At 74.5% G+C, this 19,484-nt stretch carries 16 protein-coding genes and 1 pseudogene; 9 read left to right on the forward strand and 8 right to left on the reverse strand.

Going from position 1 to position 19,484, the window contains the following annotated elements; translation table 11 throughout:
• Nucleotides 1–364 precede the first annotated feature (364 nt).
• Nucleotides 365–496: a hypothetical protein gene (locus tag BU198_RS43635; RefSeq protein WP_262987117.1), complete on the forward strand. Its 132-nt coding sequence runs from the start codon at nucleotides 365–367 to the stop codon at nucleotides 494–496.
• Between the two features lie 147 nt (nucleotides 497–643).
• On the opposite strand, the gene BU198_RS40845 is transcribed toward BU198_RS43635, so the two are convergent.
• Nucleotides 644–1,579, reverse strand: a complete 936-nt coding sequence (locus tag BU198_RS40845; protein ID WP_188301762.1) for a JmjC domain-containing protein — start codon at nucleotides 1,577–1,579, stop codon at nucleotides 644–646.
• A gap of 507 nt (nucleotides 1,580–2,086) precedes the next feature.
• Here BU198_RS40845 and BU198_RS40850 point away from each other — a divergent pair.
• The 3 genes from BU198_RS40850 to thpR all read left to right on the forward strand — a co-directional run bounded on the left by BU198_RS40850 (nucleotide 2,087) and on the right by thpR (nucleotide 4,173).
• A complete protein-coding gene (locus BU198_RS40850) occupies nucleotides 2,087–2,707 on the forward strand; it encodes a SigE family RNA polymerase sigma factor (protein WP_223245608.1) in 621 nt (206 codons plus the stop codon).
• Nucleotides 2,704–3,408, forward strand: coding sequence for a hypothetical protein (locus BU198_RS40855; protein ID WP_188301763.1), 705 nt, complete (start codon nucleotides 2,704–2,706; stop codon nucleotides 3,406–3,408). Before BU198_RS40850 ends, BU198_RS40855 begins: the two co-directional genes overlap by 4 nt.
• A gap of 147 nt (nucleotides 3,409–3,555) precedes the next feature.
• Complete coding sequence (thpR, locus tag BU198_RS40860; RefSeq protein ID WP_188301764.1) at nucleotides 3,556–4,173, forward strand: RNA 2',3'-cyclic phosphodiesterase; 618 nt, start codon at nucleotides 3,556–3,558, stop codon at nucleotides 4,171–4,173.
• 45 nt (nucleotides 4,174–4,218) lie between these two features.
• Here the strand turns inward: thpR and BU198_RS40865 are convergent, their stop codons facing one another.
• From BU198_RS40865 to BU198_RS40880, 4 genes are all read right to left on the reverse strand, one after another.
• Entirely contained in the window at nucleotides 4,219–5,667 is a 1,449-nt protein-coding gene (locus BU198_RS40865; protein ID WP_188301765.1) for a S41 family peptidase, read from the reverse strand.
• Nucleotides 5,668–5,984: 317 nt separating this feature from the next.
• Nucleotides 5,985–6,422, reverse strand: a complete 438-nt coding sequence (locus BU198_RS40870) for a hypothetical protein (protein ID WP_188301766.1) — start codon at nucleotides 6,420–6,422, stop codon at nucleotides 5,985–5,987.
• 456 nt (nucleotides 6,423–6,878) lie between these two features.
• Nucleotides 6,879–7,328, reverse strand: coding sequence for a hypothetical protein (locus BU198_RS40875; protein ID WP_188301767.1), 450 nt, complete (start codon nucleotides 7,326–7,328; stop codon nucleotides 6,879–6,881).
• A gap of 149 nt (nucleotides 7,329–7,477) precedes the next feature.
• Nucleotides 7,478–10,129 carry a PKD domain-containing protein gene (locus BU198_RS40880; protein WP_188301768.1) on the reverse strand — a complete coding sequence of 884 codons (2,652 nt, stop codon included), beginning with the start codon at nucleotides 10,127–10,129 and terminating at the stop codon, nucleotides 7,478–7,480.
• A 371-nt stretch (nucleotides 10,130–10,500) separates the two neighbouring features.
• Here BU198_RS40880 and BU198_RS40885 point away from each other — a divergent pair, with 371 nt between their 5' ends.
• Both BU198_RS40885 and BU198_RS40890 read left to right on the forward strand, forming a co-directional pair.
• Nucleotides 10,501–11,229, forward strand: coding sequence for a hypothetical protein (locus BU198_RS40885; protein ID WP_188301769.1), 729 nt, complete (start codon nucleotides 10,501–10,503; stop codon nucleotides 11,227–11,229).
• A gap of 194 nt (nucleotides 11,230–11,423) precedes the next feature.
• Nucleotides 11,424–11,963 carry an RICIN domain-containing protein gene (locus tag BU198_RS40890; RefSeq protein ID WP_188301770.1) on the forward strand — a complete coding sequence of 180 codons (540 nt, stop codon included), beginning with the start codon at nucleotides 11,424–11,426 and terminating at the stop codon, nucleotides 11,961–11,963.
• 200 nt (nucleotides 11,964–12,163) lie between these two features.
• Here BU198_RS40890 and BU198_RS40895 read toward each other — a convergent pair whose 3' ends face one another.
• Nucleotides 12,164–13,006, reverse strand: coding sequence for an alpha/beta fold hydrolase (locus BU198_RS40895; RefSeq protein WP_188301771.1), 843 nt, complete (start codon nucleotides 13,004–13,006; stop codon nucleotides 12,164–12,166).
• Between the two features lie 4 nt (nucleotides 13,007–13,010).
• Complete coding sequence (locus BU198_RS40900; RefSeq protein WP_188301772.1) at nucleotides 13,011–13,652, reverse strand: dihydrofolate reductase family protein; 642 nt, start codon at nucleotides 13,650–13,652, stop codon at nucleotides 13,011–13,013.
• A 282-nt stretch (nucleotides 13,653–13,934) separates the two neighbouring features.
• Between BU198_RS40900 and BU198_RS40905 the strand changes: the two genes are divergently transcribed.
• Nucleotides 13,935–14,786, forward strand: coding sequence for a hypothetical protein (locus tag BU198_RS40905; RefSeq protein WP_188301773.1), 852 nt, complete (start codon nucleotides 13,935–13,937; stop codon nucleotides 14,784–14,786).
• 472 nt (nucleotides 14,787–15,258) lie between these two features.
• Here the strand turns inward: BU198_RS40905 and BU198_RS40910 are convergent, their stop codons facing one another.
• Complete coding sequence (locus tag BU198_RS40910; RefSeq protein ID WP_188301774.1) at nucleotides 15,259–15,909, reverse strand: TetR-like C-terminal domain-containing protein; 651 nt, start codon at nucleotides 15,907–15,909, stop codon at nucleotides 15,259–15,261.
• A gap of 102 nt (nucleotides 15,910–16,011) precedes the next feature.
• On the opposite strand from BU198_RS40910, the gene BU198_RS40915 reads away from it, so the two are divergent.
• Entirely contained in the window at nucleotides 16,012–17,229 is a 1,218-nt protein-coding gene (locus BU198_RS40915) for an alpha/beta fold hydrolase (RefSeq protein WP_188301775.1), read from the forward strand.
• Between the two features lie 247 nt (nucleotides 17,230–17,476).
• Nucleotides 17,477–19,484, forward strand: a pseudogene (locus BU198_RS40920) (hypothetical protein); the annotation flags it as partial.

Genomic DNA, 19,484 nt, shown 5'->3' on the forward strand with positions numbered 1-19,484 from the left:
GGGCCGCGGGCGTGTCCCCGCCGGGCCTGCCGGACCCGGCGGCGTGGCGGTGCCGGCGGGCCAGCGCGGGTGCGCGCAGCAGGACGGGGCCGGTCGCGGTGAAGAGCGTGTCCTGGCGTGCTGCGTCCGTCTTCTTCCCCACCGTGCCCCCGTGCCTCGTGCCGCCGTGTCGCCCGTACTGCTGCTTCGTCGGGTCGTTCTATCCCGATGATCGAAAACTGTCCATGCTTGATCAGAAGTCATCAACAGTTGGCTGAATCCGTCTATTCAGCTGTGCTCGGTCATTGTCGGGCCTCCACACGAGTGCCTAACGTCCGCTGCAGTCCGCCGCGGCCAGTCGCGGCACCGACGAAGGGAGGCCCTCATGGCCACCGACATGCAGGAGCTGTTCGACCTCGATGTGCAGGACCTCGTCGCCGCCGAGACCGGCGAGCAGGAAGACGCGGCGTTCAGCGTCTCGTGCGAGGGGTCCTGCACCCGCCCGTACTGCATCTGACCAGCGGGACCGGCCCGATCGGGCCGGTCCGTCTGATCCAGCGGTAGTACGGGTACGACCGGGCGCGGCTGCCCGGACCGTCGATACGGTCCGGGCAACCGCGCCTTGTCGCGTTCTCCCCGCTCGACCACTCAACCGCTCAGCCGCTCAGCCGCCCAGCGGCCCCGGGAGCGGAGGGGCGTCCGGCGACGGCGCGGGGAGCGGTCCCCGCGCGAGGCGCAGCAGTTCCTGCGGGGTCAGTGCGGCCAGGCGGTCGCGGCTGAGGCGCAGCACCTCGGCGGCCGTGGCCAGCAGGTCGGCGGCCGTCCCGGGGCGTTCGGGCAGGTCGTCGCCCCGGGCCCCGGCGTCGCCCGCCGCGCCGGGGGAGACACCCGCGGCCAGGAACTCGCCGACCGCCGCGTGCAGCCGTCCGGTGCCGGCCTCCCGGACGGTGAACGACAGGTGCACCGACAGCCCCTGACGGCCCGTCGCGGTGTGCGCGGCGCCGCGCGGCACGTACAGCACCTCCCCCGGCCCGAGCACCGTGTGCAGCGCCACCGGCCCCGGCCCGGGAGCGAGCCCCGGACGCCAGCGCCCGTCCGTGGGCGCCTCGTGGACCGTCCACTCCTTCTGCCCCGCGAGCTGGACGACCAGCACGTCCGCGTCGTCGCGGTGCACGTCCAGGCCGCGCCGGCCGGCGCCCGTCGCGAAGCAGAACGCCTCGGTGCGGCGGCCCAGCTGGAGGGCGATGTCGGTGGCCAGCTCCCGTACCGGGGCGTGCCACTGGTCCAGCTGCGGCAGCAGCAGGGTGGCGCCCTCGGCCAGCAGGGCGGTGATCAGCCCGGCGTCGGCCCAGCCGTCCTCACGGCGCCCGGCCACCGTGCGGGTCGTGCAGAAGCGCTCGGGGGCGACGACCTCGCCGTCCTGCACCATCTCCACGTACGGCACCCGCAGCAGGCCGCCGTGCAGGACGGCGTCCAGCTCGCCCGGCCGGGGCAGCCCGGCGGGCCACCCGGCCGTGCGGAACACCTGTGGCCTGCGGGTTTCCAGTGTCCTGGCGAAGGCGTCGGTGTCGCCCACCAGGTGTGCCAGTACTCGCCCCATCGTTCGTCCCCTCTCGTCCGACGCCCAGCGTCGGACGTCTCACTCGGCCTCACACGCGGCGGCTCACCGGCGGCCGACCGTCCCATGACAAACGGATGAACAAGGGGAACCGGTTGAACCACATCCTCCGCCTGGCCGGAAACCGGCCAGCTTGGCATGTCCGGACGGCCACTCGCCCGGTGACCCGATCCCGCAGGTCGGCGGGGTCCCCGGCGGGCCGTTCCGCCGCGCACCGGCGTCCTGGACAGGACCGCCGCGGGCGGAATCCGGCGGCCAGTGGGATAGATCACACCCGGCCGGAGACCAGGGCGGGCCCAGCCATGGACACCGGCACAGGCACGGCCCCGGACCCGGCCCTGGTGCCGGTGCCGAAGCCAGGGCCGCCCGGACACCGAGCCGGAGCCCGTGCTCGCGGACCGAACCGTGCAACCCTCACGGCGGCGCGGCGGTGAGTAGGGCAGAACGACGATCCGGCCGGATCGTCGCGCCGACACGAAGAGGAATCGGATGACCGCGAGCGCAATGCCCATCCCGGTGGAGGACAGGCCCCGGCCTGTCCCGGCACCGGCTTCCGCGGGCGGCCCCGGCCCGCAGGAGCTCGACTTCGAGGGGTTCGCCGCCACGCGCTGGCGGCGGCTGGTGCGCACCGCCTACCTGCTCACCGGCGACCACCACGAGGCGGAGGACGTGGTGCAGGCGACCTTCGCGAAGGTCTTCAGGAACTGGCCCCGGATCAGCCGCCTGGACGAGCCGGACGCCTACGTCCACCGGGCCCTGGTGAACAACAACCTGAGCCGCCACCGGCGGCGCCGGGTCAGGCAGCTGCTCACGCCCGTCCTTCCCGACCGGGAGTCCACCGCGGGCGGCGGCCACCGCGACGTCGAGGAGCGCTCGGTGCTGCTCCAGGCGCTGGCGGAGCTGCCGCAGCGCCAGCGGGCCGTGGTCGTCCTGCGCTACTGGGAGGACATGAGCGAGCGCCAGGTCGCCGACGTGCTCGGCTGCTCACCGGGCAACGTGAAGAGCCAGGCCAGCCGGGGCCTGGCGAAACTGCGCGGCCACCCGGCGCTGGCCTCGTACGCGGCGGACACCGGCTCGACGATCGACGGCACGAACGGAGGCAACAGGTGATGGACACCGAGGACATGGTGCGCGGCGCCCTGCGGGACGAGGCGGCCCGGGTCGAGGTGGCGGACTGGTCCGCCGGGCCGGTGCGGGATCACGTGCGCCGGCAGCGCCGGGGGCGCCGGGTGGCGATGGGCGCGTCGGCCGTGGTGGCCGCGCTCGCCGTGGTGGCCGGTACGGGGGCGGTGCTGTCCGCGCAGCGCGGGGACCAGGCCGCCGGGCCGGCCTCGCAGGCCCCGAAGGTGCCGGAGGGGCCGGCTCCCGAGGCCATGGTGGTGGAGGCGGGCCGGCAGCTGCCGCTGGGCCGCCAGGACTGGTGGATGCAGCTGAAGGACCGGGAGATCTGCATCCACGACCCCTCCGCGTACAAGAGCGACCCCGGCTGCGCCGGGTACTCCTGGGCGGAGGGCGCGACCGAGATCACCATGCAGTACTACGGGAACCCCCCGCAGTACCAGGAGGCCCTGTACAACCTCGTCTACCACGGGCCCGGGCAGGTGGCCCGGATGAGCGTCGAGGTGGACGGCCAGGCCCGGTGGGTCACCGTCGCCTCGCTCCCCGGCAGCCCGGGCTACGCCGCCGGCTACGCCTGGGGGCCCAGCCGCAACACCCCCGGCGACTCGAAGCCGCACCCGCTCGAAGGCATCAGGATCGCCGCGTACGACGCCCAGGGGACGGTCCTGGCGAGCAGGACGCTGCCGTCCTGAACCGGACCGGCACCGCGGACCGGCACCGCGGACCGGCACCGCGGACCGGCACCGCGGCCCGGTGCCGACCCGCCGGTGCCGGCAGCTCCGGGTCCCGGCCGCCACCGGCGGGCGCGGGTGACCCGCCCTCGGTTAACCTCCCCCTTCGTGGACGATCACCCCGAACCCCCGACCCTGCGCGTCTTCGTCGCCCTGGCCCCGCCCGACGAGGCCAAGGACGAACTGGCCCGGGCCCTGCGACCCGCCTACGCCAGGTACCCGCGGCTGCGGTGGAACCGGATCGAGGACTGGCACATCACCCTGGCCTTCCTCGGCGAGCAGCCGTCCACGGTGGTGCCGCCGCTGCGCTCGGCACTGGCCGGCCGCGCCGCGTCGTGGCCCGCCCTGCACCTGAGCCTGCGGGGCGGCGGCCACTTCGACCAGCGGCTGCTGTGGAGCGGGATCGACGGCGACCTGGAGCAACTGCACCGGCTCGCCGCCGACGTCCGCGACCTGGTCAGGAGCTGCGGGATCGAGTTCAGGGAGCGGCCGCTGCACCCCCATCTGACGCTGGCACGGTCCCGCCGTGACGACCACGTCAGCGTGCCGCTGGCCGCGGCCGGACTCACCGGGTTCACCGGCCGGCCGTGGCGGACCGAACGCCTCCACCTCGTCGGCAGCAACATCGGCCGCGGCCCCGGGCCGATCCACTACCGCGACATCGAGGCGTGGCGGCTCGGCGACGCCGTCCGGGCCCGGGGCGGCGGCGCCCTCACCGAGCCGTAGCCCGCGGGCGGGCACCCGCGAGGGGCTGTGGTCCGCCCGCGCCGGTCAGGGGTGGCCGGGCCCGGCGGTGAGCAGCCGCCGGGCCTCGGTCAGGGCGGAGTCCTTCAGCCCGGCCAGCTCCTCCGCCGTGAAGACCGGGGTCCGGACGTCCGGCGGGATGCCCGGTCCGTCGAAGGTGGTGCCGGCCGGGGTGAGGAACTCCTCGTTCGGCAGGAGCAGCACGAGGTCCGAGGAGAGCCGCCGGGGCAGGCCGTCCGAGAAGACCCCCTGGGTGTTCCCGCCGATCCGGGTGACGTGCGGGCTGCGGCCCGTCATCGCCTGGGTGAAGGTCTCGCCCGCACTCACCGTGGAGCCCGAGGTCAGCAGGGCCACGGGCCCGGTGAAGCGGGTCGCCCCGGGGGAGGGGCGGACGGTGACCGGCTGGGGCCGGGTGAAGGCGGCCGGGTCGGCCGGGTCGTTGCGGGCCACCTTCCGGTAGGCCTGGTACGGCCGGTCGGTGAACCTGGAGGCGAGCCGGACGGCCAGCGCGTCCGAGCCGCCGGCGTTCACCCGGGCGTCGATCACCACCCCGCGCAGGGGCGTGGCGCGGGGGCGGTCGAGCAGGGCACCGACGGCCCTGTCCAGTTCGGCCTCCTGGTCCTGCTGGCCGCCGTGGTCGACGTAGTCGCCGAACGCGCTCACCCGCAGGTAGCCGAGGCCGTCCGGGAGTTCGCCGACACCGAGGATCCCGTTCCCGAACGGCTGCTCCGGGACGGCCAGTTGGGCGCCGATCGGCGGCAGGACGGCGGCCAGCAGCTGCGGGGTCGGAGCCACGGTGCCGTCCCGCACCGCCCGGAAGAAGGTGGTGTACCCGCCGCCGGGATCCGCGCGGAGCAGGGCGACGTGCGAGTCCCGGAGCGGTCCGACCATGGCGATGATCGTGTCCACCAGGTTCTCCGAGGTGACCGCCGGCCGGTACCTCGCCCGCTCGGCGTGCCAGTCGACGCCCTTGGCGGCGAAGAAGGGGTAGTTCTCCTCGAAGCTGTCCCAGAACCTGTCGAACACCGCGAGGGGATCGTCGGAGACCGGCAGCGCGCACCGGGCCGGCAGCCCGCCGGGCAGCCGCTCCAGCGTGCGGGTGCCGGTGGCCGGGTCCTTGGCGTACACGGCCCGGTGGCGTCCGTGCGGGGTGACGGTCAGCCGGGCGAAGGGCTCACCGGGGGTGCCGTAGCGCACGGCGCCGCCGGGTAGGGGCGCGCCGAACTGCTCGGCGGAGGTCACACCGGGGGTGCAGCTGTTCCTGGTGACGTCGTAGGTGGTGAGGGCGGTGCCGTGGATCTCGACGATCGTGCCGTACCCGTCCGTCCGCCACACGCCCTCCAGCCGGCTGACGCCCGGCCGCTGGGCGCCGTCCCCCTCGGCGCCGGCCGCGCCGGCCGTTCCCACCGTGAGCGCGAGCGCGACCGCCGCGATGCCCGCCGCCCGGGCCGTCGACTTCCCGTGTCCGATACCCATGCCGTGGCTGTGCCCTCCTGGACCGGGCCTTCCCCCACGGAACCCCTCCGCCGCCCACGGATCGACGGTACGGACCGCTCCGCCCGCCACACGTCAGCCTGCGGAGCGGTCCCGGCCCCGACCGGGGAGGTACGCCGGTGCGCTCCCGGCTCCGCCCTGCGGCGTACCCGCCCCCCAGGCGGCGTCAGGGTCACCATCCCGGTTGTCAACTTCCTTGTGCTCCAGCACCATTGGCGCCAGGTCGGCGCCTGACGCCGAGTGCCCGGAGCGCGGACCCGCCGGTCAGGGAGTGGTCCGCGCGGGCGGCCGGGGCCCGGTCAGCAGCCGTTGGTGATCTTCTTGACGCCGACGTAGAGGGCGCCGCTGGAGGTGATGCTGACGGTCACCACCGACGTGCCCGCGGAGTTCGACGACCAGAGCGCGGTGCCCGACTGGGTGTACAGCACGAAGTTGCCGTCCGTCTGGTACGTCGCGTGGTGGGCGGCGGAGCCGCTGGTGTTCGTCGCCCAGCACGCCCTGCGGCTGCCGCCGTCCCAGCGGTACTCGACGAGGTTGCCGTCCGACTGCAGGGTCAGCTGGAACCAGGTGTTGCCGCTGGTGTTGCTGACGACCGAGTCCCCGACGTTGAGGCTCTCCCCGCCCAGCAGCCCCACGGTGCTGTTCGCCGACGCGCTTCCCGCCACGCCGAGGACGGCCGCCGCGGCCGTGACGACGGCGACGGCCGCCTTGGCCGCCGTGCGCATGGTCCTGTTCATGATGACCCCCTCCTCCGATATGCCCGTCGCGCGAATCGGCGGCGAGCGCGTCAAAGCTAGCCGTCGGGGCGGGCCGGAAGATGGCCACCGGCGGTGATCCGCATCACAATTGGCCAATGGACCGGTGTCCTTCGGCGCATTTTTCCGTCATGTCGTGCGGAATTGACGTGTGCGCATTCCGGAGACCGGTGTACGGGGCGGCGGACGGTACGGTCGGACGGGGTGCGGCGTGTGCGGTGGCGGCCGGTGGCCTCGGCGCGGCGGGGTGTCCGCCCGAACCGGAGAATCCCGGTCGCGCCTGCCGTGAATTTCTTTTCGGGCGGCTGCCGGGGAATTCGGGGATTCCCTCCGGGAATACCGCCCGGATGGCCTCGCCGAATTCCCGGACATTCCTGCCGGACCGTGGTTCGTGGGTGGCGCGATCGCGTCGGGCGCCCCGGCCGTGAAAGCGGTTTGTCAGGCCGTGACCCGCAGGCCGGATTCGCGTTCGGCGGTGTCGACCAGGTCGATCACCTGGACCCGGTGAAGCGACAGCGCGTCGTTGGCGATCCGCCCGACGTCCACGGGGCGCGTCCGCTGCCCGAGGGGGTGGGTGAAACCGGTGACCACCCAGCGCCCCCCGAGCGGTGACGTGTCGTCGAGCAGCCACGCCCAGTGGGCGCCGTGCGTGTTGATCAGGAACTCACCGGTGACCGCCATCAGCAGGGACCGGAACCGGTGCCGGTCGCCGTCGTCCATGGCCGTCGGGTCCCAGTCCTCGGCGATCCCCCGGTCGACCAGGCCGACCGCCCAGTCGGGGTTGGTGCTCAGCCACTGCGGGTCGCCGCCCAGGCTGACCACGATCCGCTCGGCGAAGTCCCGGAGCTCGGCGGCCCATTCGTCCACGTCGGGGTTCGGGTAGTCCATCGGCGGTGCCTTTCTCGTACGGTCGTTCCGGTGCCGGAGGATACCGGTCCCGCCGGGCCCCGGGGCCGGCGGTCCGGCGGTCCGTACCCGGGCTCGGGCTCGGGTGCGGACCGCCGGTGGCCGGACGGCGGCCGGGAGGTGGCACGGGGTCAGGGCTGCGGCCAGGCGTCCGTGAAGTAGCCGGACAGGTCGGCGATGATGTCGGTGCTGCCGACGTGGTTGTAGACGTCGACCCTGCCGTCCGCGCCGACCGGCGTGGTGACGTGGTTGGGCACGGTCTGGCCGGCCAGCAGGTTGAGGTTGCTGGTGCCGGGGCGCGGGGCGCCGTGGGCGTGCACGGTGAGGTAGCTGTCCTCGGTGGTGTTGGTGGACGTCACGTTGAGGACGGCCGCCCGGGCACCGGCCGGGATGCCGGCGACGACGGTGGTGCTGTCCGGGCCCGGCTTGGCGGACGGGCCGGTCCGGGTGTCGGCCAGGCGCACGGGCACGGTCGGCGTGAACCTGGCCCTGCCGTTCGGGGAGTAGTACCCGAAGACGTCGAGGATCACGTGGGTGGAACCGTTGTGGTTGTACACGTTGACGGTGCCGTCCGGGCCGACCGGGACGATGACCTGGTTGGACTTGTCCTTGCCGGGCTCCGGGTTCAGGTTGGAGCTGACCGGCTTGGTCCCGCCGCCCGGGTACACCTTCAGGTGGGTGTCGACGGCGGTGTCGGTGCTGGTCAGGTTGAGCACCACGGAGGTGGCGTCCGCCGGGACGCCGCCGACGCCCGCGACCTTCACCGCGCGCGTCTCGCCCGACCCGAGCCGGCCGCTCTCGCGGGTGTCCACCAGGCGGCTCGGCGACAGCGGGGTGAACAGGTCGCCGCCGTTGGGGCGGTAGAAGCCGACGACGTCGACGATCACCTCGGCGCGGCCGGAATTGAGCAGGGTGCTGATCCGCTTGGCGTCGCCGATCGGCACGGTGACCAGGTTGGACGAGGTGCGGCCGGCCGCCACGTTCACGTTCGAGGTGGTCGGGCGGGCCTGGCCGGTCGGCCAGACGGTGAGGTGGGTGTCCTCGGTGGCGTCGGTGACGGTCACGTTCAGGACGACCGTGGAGACGTTGCCCGGCACGCCGTTCGCGCCGGGCGCGGTGCCGGTCGGCAGCGTGAAGGGCACCTCCAGGCCGCCCCTGAGGTCCAGGTTCGGGTCCTGGCGGGTGTCGGTGAGCCGGTACGGCTGGGTGCGCAGGAACCCGGTCGGGGCGTAGGCGGCCCGGAAGGGGTACGCGGCGGTGCTGGTGCGGCCGGCGGTGTCGGAGACCGTCACCGTGACCGTGTAGTCGCCCGGCGAGGCGTACCCGTGGACGACCGCGTCCAGGGTGTCGCGGGTGACGGCGGGGGATCCGTCGCCGTAGTCCACCACGACCTTGGAGACCGGCCACGGCGAGGCGGTGGCCGACGGGTCGAGCCGCACGCCCAGCGGCGGGGCGTCGGCCGTGTCGAACCGGTCGGGGACGACCGGCTGGACGGTGGCCAGGGCGGTCAGCGGCCCGGGGGCGGTGCTCTGCACCTGCACGGCGTACCTGCCGGTGAATGGCCGGCCGCCGCCGGTGTCCACGGTGACGTTCGCGGAGAAGGTGCCCGCCTTGGCGTAGGTGTGCCTGACGACCGGGGAGCCCGACGCGACCACCGGGGTGCCGTCGCCGAAGTCGTAGCGGTAGGTCATCACGGAGGTCGGCCAGTGGACCGTCTCCGGGCCGGTGGTCGCCGTCAGCGTGATCTCGGTGCCGTACGGGGCCCGCTGGTGGTCGGCCGCCAACTGGGCCGTCGATATGGGCTCCTGGCGCTCGGTCGCCCCGCGGTCGTGGTACCCGGGACCGGTGCCGAGGTTCGGCCGGGACGGGTCGTCGGCCGGGTGCGCGGCCGGCACGAAGCCCGGCGCGCCCTCGTCGGCGGAGTCGACGACCTCGCTGTTGAACGCGTTGCCGCTCTGCCAGCGGGGCACCACGTAGTCGTGCCGGCCGGCCCGGCCGTCCGTCGCGGCCGCGAGCGACTCGGGCGTCTCGTGCCGGGTGCCGGCCCAGACGTACGGCGTACCGCTGCTGGAGTTCGTCCAGTACGGCGCGACGGTGTTCGAGCCGGCCCGGGTGTCCTTCGCCGAGGGCGCGGAGACCGCGATCTCCGCGCCCGCCGGGTTCGGGCAGGTGTACGGCGCGGACGGCGAGAAGTGGTTGCGCACCACGTTGTTGAAGAGGTTCGAGCCCGAGGAGTCGCCGGCCAGCTCGATGCCGGCCGTGCAGCCGTCGGCCACCGTGTTGTTGGTGAGGGTCGTCCCGGGGGAGTCGGTGACCTTGATCCCGGAGGTCTCGGTGCGCACCACGGTGACCCGGCTGGAGCCGGTCACCGTGACCTCCCGCGCGTTCATCGACTCCACGACGACGTCGTGCACACCGGACAGCCGCACGTCGCCGCCCACCGCGGTGCCGCCGCCGGCGGCGCCCCGGATGGTCAGGGGCCGGCCGGGCTCGCCCGACTTCGTGACCACGGTGCCGGAGCCGAACGAGGCCCGGGCCACCTCGACGGTCTGCCCCGGCAGCGCCGCCGCGGTGGCCGCGTTGACGGAGCAGAACGGCTGCGCGGCCGTCCCCGTCCCGGCGTCCGAGCACGCCGGGTCCCAGGCGTCGACCCGCAGCACCCCGGGCGCGTCGTCGGTGGAGCCGGTGGTGGCGGCGGAAGCCGTGGTGGCGGCGGCGGGGAGGCCGCCGAGCACGGTGACGAGGCCTGCGGCGAGCACGCCCTTGGCGCGGTTGGAGCGCACGATGTGGTTCTCCGATGGGGGGACAGGATCTGATCCGGCGGGCACCGGCCCGGTCGGGTGGGTCAGCCCGCGTGGGTCGTGGGCAGGACGATTATGACGAGGGCCCCGACGGGGGTGAGCACAGACCCCCCACCTGCGGTGACGCACGCGCCACCGAGGGAGCGGTCCTCCGGCCGGGGGTGCCGGTCGGGGGTGCCGGTTGGGGGTGCCGGTTGGGGGTGCCGGTTGGGGGTGCCGATCGGCAGGGTGCGGGGCCCGGTACGAGCGCGATTCCCTGCCGATCGGCACATGTGCGTGAGGGGGTGCGGCGAGCAGGATCGGAGGCGTCAGGACGGCGGCCACCGGGGCCGCCGGAGGGAGGGAAAGCCACCGTGTTCCGCACTCGTACTCGTCACCGTGCCACTGTCCGGGCCATCCGCGTTGGCCGTGTCGGCCGTGTCGGTCGTGCCGTCAGGGCCTCCGTCGCCGGCGGGCTGGTCCTGGCGGCGCTCACGGGCGTCGCCCCGGCCTCCGCCACCGGCACCGAGTCCGCGTCCGCCACCGCCACCGCGTCCGCCACCGAGTCCGGCCGGCGGGACGGACGACCCGCGCGTCCGGCGGGCGTCAGCGGCAGCGCCCGGATCTCGTACGCCTTCTCCCCGGACGACGAGATCCGGTTCACCGTCGACGCCCAGGCGGCTCCGTACACCCGCCCCTACCCGGGCACCAACGCGGCCGGCGGACTGCCCACCGATGCCCGGGGTACGGTCCGTTACTCCCACCGGGTGGCCGCCACCGGGCAGGTCTACCAGGCGGTGGCCGAGGTGGACTGCCTGAGCACCGGAGGCCCGGTCGCCACGCTGACCGCCGTGGTCTCCACGTCGGACACCGGCAACGCCGGGGAGCGGATCGGCCTGAGCATCCACCAGGGCAGCGGCGGTGAGGGCGGTCGCCTCGGGTTCTCCTGGGGCGTGGCCAACCTGGACGTGGGGGCGGACGGGAAGCCCTACCAGCCGGTGGTGGGCACCTGCATGGCCCCGGCCCCGTTCGCTCCGGTCATACGCGGCGGCTTCACCGTTCACCACACCGAGTTGGAGCCCCCGCTACCGGCCGGCCGGTAGCGGGGCCCGCCCCGCCGGGCCCCGGCCCCGGGGTCTGCCCGCACGCCGTTCGGGGGGCGGGAACCCCCTAGAAATCTGGGATACCGAAAATCGACTGACCACGGACAAACTGGGGGCGAACGAACCGGCCGCCGCGAGGAGTTCCCTGCGGGGCCGGCCCCGTCTCCATTCGTCGATCAACCATGGAGTGGCCCATGCGTTTCCTGTCGATCAGGCGTGTCCTGTCGGTACTCGTGCCGGCGCTGGCCGGTCTGGCGCTGTTTCCGGCCGCCGCTTCGGCGGACACCCCGGCGACCGTGCTGTTCAACCAGTTCTCCCAGCGCTGTCCGAACGCGGCGAGCGGTTACCAGACCATGCACCCCTGTGCCCCGTCGGACAACCCCGGAATGTGGGTGATCAGCAGGCTCGCGTCCGACCGGTACATCATTGCCGACGCCCGCGGCAAAGGCTGCCTGACCGCCGCCGACGCACCGGTCGTCCAGACCTGCTCGCTGTCGGACACCAGGCAGCAGTGGGACATCACCCGGTACGAGCCCGAAGCGGGGCGCTACGGCCTGATCGGTGTGCGGATCAGGAGCGTCAGCAGGGACTGGTGCCTGGACAACTCGAAGAAGACGTTCGGAGGCTGGGAAATCACCCAGCGCCCCTGCCTCGACGACACCCACCAGCAGTGGGACATCGACCGCGCGGCCTACCAGGCGCTGTGGGGCAACCCGCTGCACGCCTCGGCATGACGGTGACCGTCCTGGAGTAGCGGTCCGGCACCGCGGTTCGCACCGGGGCCGACACCCCGGATCGCAGCACCCTGGACCGCGGAGTTCGGACCAGCACCCCGGATCGCGGCACCCCGCACCGGCGGCACCGCCCCCTCCGACGCGGTGCTGCCGGTGCCGTGCACCCCTCCACCCGTTCCCGTGCGCCACCCCACCGTCCGCTACCCGAGCGTGAGCATCGCCCCGGCGACCTCGCCGGCCGCCGCGTCGGGGATCGCCGTGGCGGCCTCGTCGAGGACGAGCAGCCGTGCCCCGGGGATCTCGCGTGCGAGCGCCTCGCCGTTGCCGACCGGGAAGAACGGGTCGCGGCGGCCGTGGACGACGAGCGTGGGGACCGCGATCCCGGGCAGGCGCTCGCGCCAGCGAGGGGCGCAGTCGAGCCTGGAGAACACCAGGCCCAGCTGGTTGGCCAGTTGGACCGGTGGAGCGGTGCCGGGGGTGCGGTCCCAGACGCGCGCGGCGGTCGTCCGCGCGGCGACGGGGTCGTCGCCGCGGATCTCCGCGCCGGCGGCGGCGAACTCCGCCACTGCCTCGCGGTCGGTCCAGTCGGGCATCGGACGGGCGAACAGCCGGCTCATCGTCGCCCGGTCGTGGTCGGGGAGGTCGTCGTCGGGCGGGCCGGGGGCGACCGGGCGGGTGCCGGCCAGGGTGAGCGCCGAGAACGCGCCCGGACGGTCGAGCACGGCCACCTGGGCGACCATCCCGCCGAGGCCGATCCCCGCGAGGTGCGCGGGCCCCCCGCCGAGCGCGTCGGCCAGGGCCGCCGCGTCGGCGGCGAGGTCGCGCAGGGTGTAGGCGGGCGCCTCGGGATCCGCGGTCGCCGACTCCCCGCTGTCGCGCAGGTCGTAACGCACCGCGCGGCGCCCGCCGGCGGCCAGGCGCGCGCAGAGCGCGTCGGGCCAGGAGAGCATCGTCGGCCCGCCCGCGAGCAGGACCAGCGGTGCGCCGCGGTCGCCGAACGACTCGACGCCCAGGGCGATCCCGTCGGCGTTGACGGTGCTCACCGGATCACCGGGAGCCGTCGTGCCCGAGACCGCGGTCGGGCGCGCCCATGTCGCCCGTCCTCGGCGTGCCGTCGGCGAGCCCGTAGCGCAGGTACACGGTGCCCTGCGGACCGGCCACCGGCGGTTCGAGGAGCGTGAGGCTGGTGGGCACCACGCCGTCGTCGAACACCTTCTTCCCGACGCCGAGCATGATCGGGTGCACCCACAGGTCGATACGGTCGAAGAGCTTCTCCCGCAGGAGGGTCTGCACCAGGTTCAGGCTCCCGACGACCTTCACGTTCCGGTGCCGGTCACGGACCTCGCGCACCGCGACGGCCAGGTCCGGCCCGAGCTGCGTGGAGCCGGCCCACGGCAGGTCGGGCGTGCCGCGGGAGACCACGTACTTCGGGACGCGGTTGAAGAGTTCGGCGATCTCGCCGTCCTTCTGGTGCGGCCAGTAGGAGGCGAAGAGGTCGTACGTCCGCCGGCCGAGCAGGAGGGCGTCGGTGCCCTCGTACGCGGCGAGGATCTGCGCCCCGGTGTCCTCGTTCATCAGAGGCGCCTGCCAGCCGCCGAACGGGAACCCCACCGGGTCCTCGTCGGGGCCGCGGGGCGCCTGCCCGACGAGGTCGAGGGTCGCGAACAGTTCGAGGTGGATGAGGCCCATGTCTGCACTCCCGATGAGTTTGGTCGTCCTCGTCGAGATGTAGACCGCCCGCGGCCCGAAAACTCATCGCCGCGCCGGTGACGGGTTCCGGAACCACGTTGTGGCGGCACGTCCGAAGGCCGCGGAGGACGCCTGCGCGGCGGCCACCCATGCGGCGGCGAGCACGCCGCTGCCCCACCCGGGCCCGAGGAGGGCGGCCCTGACGAGGAAACGGGTCGATCACGGAGCAGGCGATGTGTCAGGATGCCCGGTCTCTTCGTTCGACCGGGGGTTCTCCTGATCATGCGCCGCTCCGCTGTTCTCGCCGTCGCCGCCGCGGCGGTCTCCCTCGTCGGTCTGGTGGGCTGCACCGACGACGCGGCGCCGTCCGCGTCCGCGTCGGCCACCGGCACCACGCCCGCCTCCGCCACCACGCCCGAGGCCGTGCCGGCCTCCACGCCGACGGCGACGGCGACTCCCACCCCGGCCCCCACCGCCGTCGCGACGCCCACGCCCACGCCGACGCCCACCGCCGTCACGACGGCGGCGGGCGGCGTGATCGACCCCGAGGCGGCGCTCGCCCTCGCGGAGAAGACGCCGTACGCGGCCACCCAGGACTTCGTGTCCGACGGCGGCCCGATCAGCGCGCTCATCAAGGCCCGGGTGAACCTCAACGGGCCGATCCGCTCCGGCCGGCTCGCCGAGTCCATGAGCGTGGGCGGCGACGACGTGATCGGCAGCGCGAACGACAGCCCGAGCGTCGTCGTCACCGACGACGGCACCACCTACATCAGGAACGGCAGCAGCTGGCGCACCTCCCCGCTCGGCGACCGGATCGCCGACTACCACGGCTATGCCAAGGCCCTGTTGGCCCTCGGCCCGTCCGCCCGCAAGGGGATGGAGGACTGCGAGGGCACGCCGTGCTACCACCTCTCCGGCACGGTCGACCTGGAACGGATGAAGGCGCTGGAGCCCGAGCAGTACAAGATCCTCAAGAGCAAGGGCGTGGCAGGCTTCCGGCTCGACCAGTGGATCGACACCCAGGGCCGCACCGTCCGCTACGACAAGAGGACCGAGCTGCGGGGCGTCCAGATGCGCACCCACGGCACCTTCCGCGACTTCGGCCCGGCCGAGAAGGTCGAGCCGCCGCGCTGAGCACCGAAGCGCCCGGGCATGCCCTGTGTCACCGACAGCCCGGCGGTGACGCCTTGGGCGGGATCTGACCGTTCGCCACCGCGCGTGAACCGGTGCAGTTCCCGCGGCAGCGGTCAAGGGCGTGCCCGGTGGCCGGGGCCTGCACGACCGCTCCTTCCGGCAGGCCGACGACAGGCCGCCGCGAACGGACCCGCTCGCCGCACCGGGCCGGTGCGGCGGGCCTCGACCGGATGACGGAGGAGCCCGGCCGGCCGCCGGGGCACTCGCGAAGGCCGGCAGCTCCGTCACACCGGCCCGGGCCGGGGACGCCGACCGGCGGTCCCTCGTCGTCCTGCCGTCCGACCACCGGCTAGGGAGGCGGCCGGGCGCCACCGCGGAGCGTGCGTGATCCGCCGCGCGTCACGGCGACCGCGCGACACTCCCCGTCTCCCGCTCAGCCCCTGTCGCGGCGCGGCAGGGGCCGCCTTCGCCGTCAGGCGGCGAAGGCGGCGAGGAGCTTGTCGGTGAGGCGGTCGAGGTAGTCGGGGCCGGTCGGTGTGTGGACGACGGCGCGGCGCCAGTACAGGGGGCCGACGAGGAAGTCGAGTGCGAACTCGCGGTCCACGTCGGCGGGGAGTTCGCCGCGGTCGACCGCTCGTTCCAGCAGGCGGGCGGCCTTGGGGCGGCGGGTGTCGCGGACGGCGGTCATCAGCACCTGTGCCAGCTCGGGGTTGCGGCCGCTCTCGGCGAGCAGGTCGGGGATGATCTTCGACGGGAGCCGGTGGCGCAGTGCCCCGTCGATCTCGGTGAGGAAGGCGAGGACGTCGCCGCGCAGGGTGCCGGTGTCCTTGATCTCGGAGGCGTCCACGGCCACGGCGCGGATCAGGTCGATGGTCATGTCGAGCTTGGACGGCCAGCGGCGGTAGATGGCGGCCTTGCCGGCCCCGGCCCGCTTGGCGACCGTCTCCAGGGAGAGCCGGGCGTAGCCGACCGCGGCGAGTTCCTCGAAGAAGGCGGCCGCGATCGCCTCGGTCACGGAGTCCTGGAGCACCGGCCCGCCGGGCGTCCGGCGGGTGGGCGTCCGGCGTGCGGGCTGCTCGGGGGCGCCGGGGGGCGCGGGCCGGGGCGCGGGTGTGCTGGACATTCCCCGAACCTACACCAGGCGGAACGCTTGCGTCTCGACTGGGTGCGGGCTAGCGTCGAGGTGAGACGGAACGGTTCCGTCTCGACAATGTCGGGAGTACCCATGCGATTCCTCTTCGAGGACGAGTCGTTCTCCTACGAAACCCTCCGGGCGGCCGGATTCGCCACCTACGACGGCGCCGACCTGGGCGAGGTCCTCGTCACCGCCCGCGGCATCGGCGAGGGCGACGAGGAGGCCTGGCTGCGCGAGTGGAAGGCCACCGCCGAGCGCGTCCACGGCATCGGCAGCCGCGCCCTGGCCGCCGGGCACCGGGTCAGCGCCCGCGAAGCCCTGCTGCGCGCGTCGAACTACTACCGCACCGCCGAGTTCTACCGCCGCGACGACCCCGCGAACGACCCCGAGGCCAAGAACCTCTCCACCCTCGCCCGGGAGACCTTCGCCACCGCGGCGGCCCTGATGGACACCCCGGTCGAGGCCGTGCGCATCCCCTACGAGGACACCACCCTGCCCGGCTACCTGTTCCTTGCCGACGACTCCGGCGCCCCGCGCCCCACCGTCCTGTTCACCAGCGGCTTCGACTCCACGCTGGAGGAGGCGTACTTCGCCGTCGCCGCGGCCGCGCTGCGCCGCGGCTACCACGTCCTCGCCTACGACGGCCCCGGCCAGGGCGCGGCGCTGCGCGAGCAGGGGCTGGTCTTCCGCCCGGACTGGGAGGCCGTGGTGACCCCGGTGGTCGACCACGCGCTGACCCGCCCCGAGATCGCCGCCGACGGGCTGGTCCTGTTCGGCTACAGCCTCGGCGGCTACCTGGCCGCCCGCGCCGCCGCCCACGAACACCGCCTGGCCGCCCTGGTGCTGGACGACGGCCTGTACAGCTTCGGGCAGGCCCAGAACCGGTTCATGCCGCCGTTCCTGCGCGAGTGGGTCGAGGCCGGCCGGGACGACCTCGTCGAGCCCGTCATGCGCCTGCTCATGCAGGCCGACACCCAGCTGCGCTGGGCCATGCGCAACGGGGTGTGGACGTTCGGCGCCACATCGGTGGCGGACTACCTCCGCCGCGCCGCCGACTACACCCTCGACGGCGTCGCCCACCTCATCGACTGCCCCACCCTCGTCCTGGACGCCGAGAACGACCAGTTCTTCCGCGGCCAGCCCCAGCAGGTCCAGGCCGCACTGACCTGCCCGCACACCCTCGTCACCCTGACCGAGGCCGAAGGCGCGGGCGAGCACTGCCACATGGGCGCCATGTCCCGCTTCCACCAGACGGTCTTCGACTGGCTGGACACCACCCTGGCCCCGGCGGCCACGCCCGCCCGCTGACGGGTGAACCCGCGGCCCTCCTCCCGGCCGCAGGGAATCCCGCCGCGCCGTGCCCCGGGCACGTCCGGGGCACGGGCTGCCGGGGACACGGGACCACCCGGGGCAGGGCCCGCGGAACGTCCTCTCAGGCCTTCCTGAAGCCGGTCAGGACGAACAGGTCGGCACCGTCGACACCCACCGGTGACCACCCGCCCCGGCGGCCGAAATCCGGTGGGAGGCACCCACCCCGACCAGCCAGAATGACCGCATGCCGCACGAAGCCGATCAGCTGCTCGCCCGCCTCGACCCGCTCTCCCACCCGCAGCGCCGACAACTCGTCGCCCGCACGGCCCGCGAGCTCGACCGCGACAGCGAGCTGCCCCGGCTGCTGTCCGACCTGGAACGCTCCGGCGTGTACGGCCGGCGGCTGGCCGCGCTCGCCGCATCGGTCGGCCGCGCCACCGGCCACCTCGCCGAGCGGCTGACCGACCCCGACCCGGTGGTCCGCGGGTACGCCCTGCGCGCCGCCCGCACCCCGGCCATATCCGACGAGGCGATCGAAGCGGCCTTCACCGGAGCCTCCTGCACCCTGCGCAGGCAACTGACCCGCGCCGTCCGGCACGGCCGCCGGCACCGGCTCGCCGAGCGGCTGGTGGACCGCCTGCGCACCGAGTGGGGCGACGCCGAGGCCGCCCGGCTGCTCTCCGCCTGCGGCCCCGCCTTCGTCGCCCGCACCCTGCCCGGCCTCGCGCACGCCACACCGCTCGCACCCCTCGCCGCACGCTTCCCGGACGCGGTCCTGGACCACCTGGAACAGGTCCTCGCCGAGCGCCCCGAGACACTGCGCCTCGGACAGTGGCCCGCACTCGCCGACATCCTCGGCACCACCGCGCGATCCCGCCCCGCACGGGTCCTCGACCTGCTGGAGCGGCACGGCCCCGACCTCCCGCTGCGCCACGGCGCCCTGCCGCCGCTCGCCGCCACGGACGCCGAACGCACCGTCCGGCTCCTCACCGACCCGCGGCGCGGCACGATCGGGCCCCACACCACGCCACCCACGAGCGGCACCCTGCGCCGGCTGGTGCGCGCCGACCCGCCCTCGCTCCCCGCCCTCGGCCGCCACTGGCTGGCCGCCCCCAGGTGCCTCGCCGCCCTGCTGCGCGCCCTTCCGCCGGGCCGGCGCGACGCCTTCCTCGACCTCGTGTACGCCGACGCCCTCCCGCGCGAAGCCGAACTCGCCCTCCTGCTCCCGCTGTTCCCGCACACCCGCCGCCACACCGAGGCGCGGCGGCAGGCCGCCGCACGCCGCGCCGAGGGCCGCCCCTGGGCCCAGACCGCCCCCGTCCTGGCGTACCTGCCCACCGAGGAGGCCCAGCCGCAGCTGCGGGCGGCCCTCTCCCGACCGGACGCCGCCGACCGGGCCGCCGCCTGGACGGCCCTGCTCGCCAACGCCGCCGCCTCCGCCGACCGGGCCGCCGTCCAGGACACCCTCGGCCTGCTCCCGCGACTGCGCAACGAGCAGGACCCGGTGCGCTGCGCCGCACTGGCCGCGCTCGCCCGGGTGCCCGCCCGGCTGCTGACCCCGGCGGCGGTGCCCCTCCTCGACACCGCCGTACAGGACGCGGTCGACGCCCGCGACTGCTCCCACGCCACCCGGGCCGCCCTGCAACGGCTGGTCGCCGAAGTGCTGCGCGAACACGCCGTCGTCGGCGGGGCCGAGCTGGTCGCCTGGGCGCTGCGGAGCCTGCGGCGGATCGCCGGACAGACCGGCACGGTCGAACTCGGCCGGCTGGAGCACCGGCTGCGGCGCGGCCAGGAACACTCCGTGTTCGCGACCCTGCGGCCCTGGCTGGACACCATGGCCGACACCGCCGAGTACTGGCTGCTGTTCACCCTGGCCCGCTCACTGGGCCGGCGCGCCCACGGCATCCCCGGACTACAGGAACTCCTCCTGCACGCCCTCCAGTTCGGGTCCGACAGTGCGTTCACGACAGCCGCCGCCCTGTGGCTGGACGACCCGCGCACCCGCGACACCAGGGCGGCCGAGATCCTCGGACTCGAACCCTCCGCCGCCGTCCTGCCACCGGTACGCGACGTACTGGCCGAGCGGCGCACCGACCTCCTCGACCCGCTGCTCGCCCCCGTGCCGCCGTACGGCAGGTTCCTGAAGCGCCCGGAGCGGGCGACCCTGCCGCCCACCCGGCCGGCGAGCCGCTGGACGCCGCGCCAGTGGCGGGCCGCCGCCCCGATCGGAAGAGCGGCGTGGAGGGGAAGAG

The sequence above is a fragment of the Streptomyces sp. CBMA156 genome, from assembly GCF_014596515.1.
Lineage (GTDB): Bacteria > Actinomycetota > Actinomycetes > Streptomycetales > Streptomycetaceae > Kitasatospora.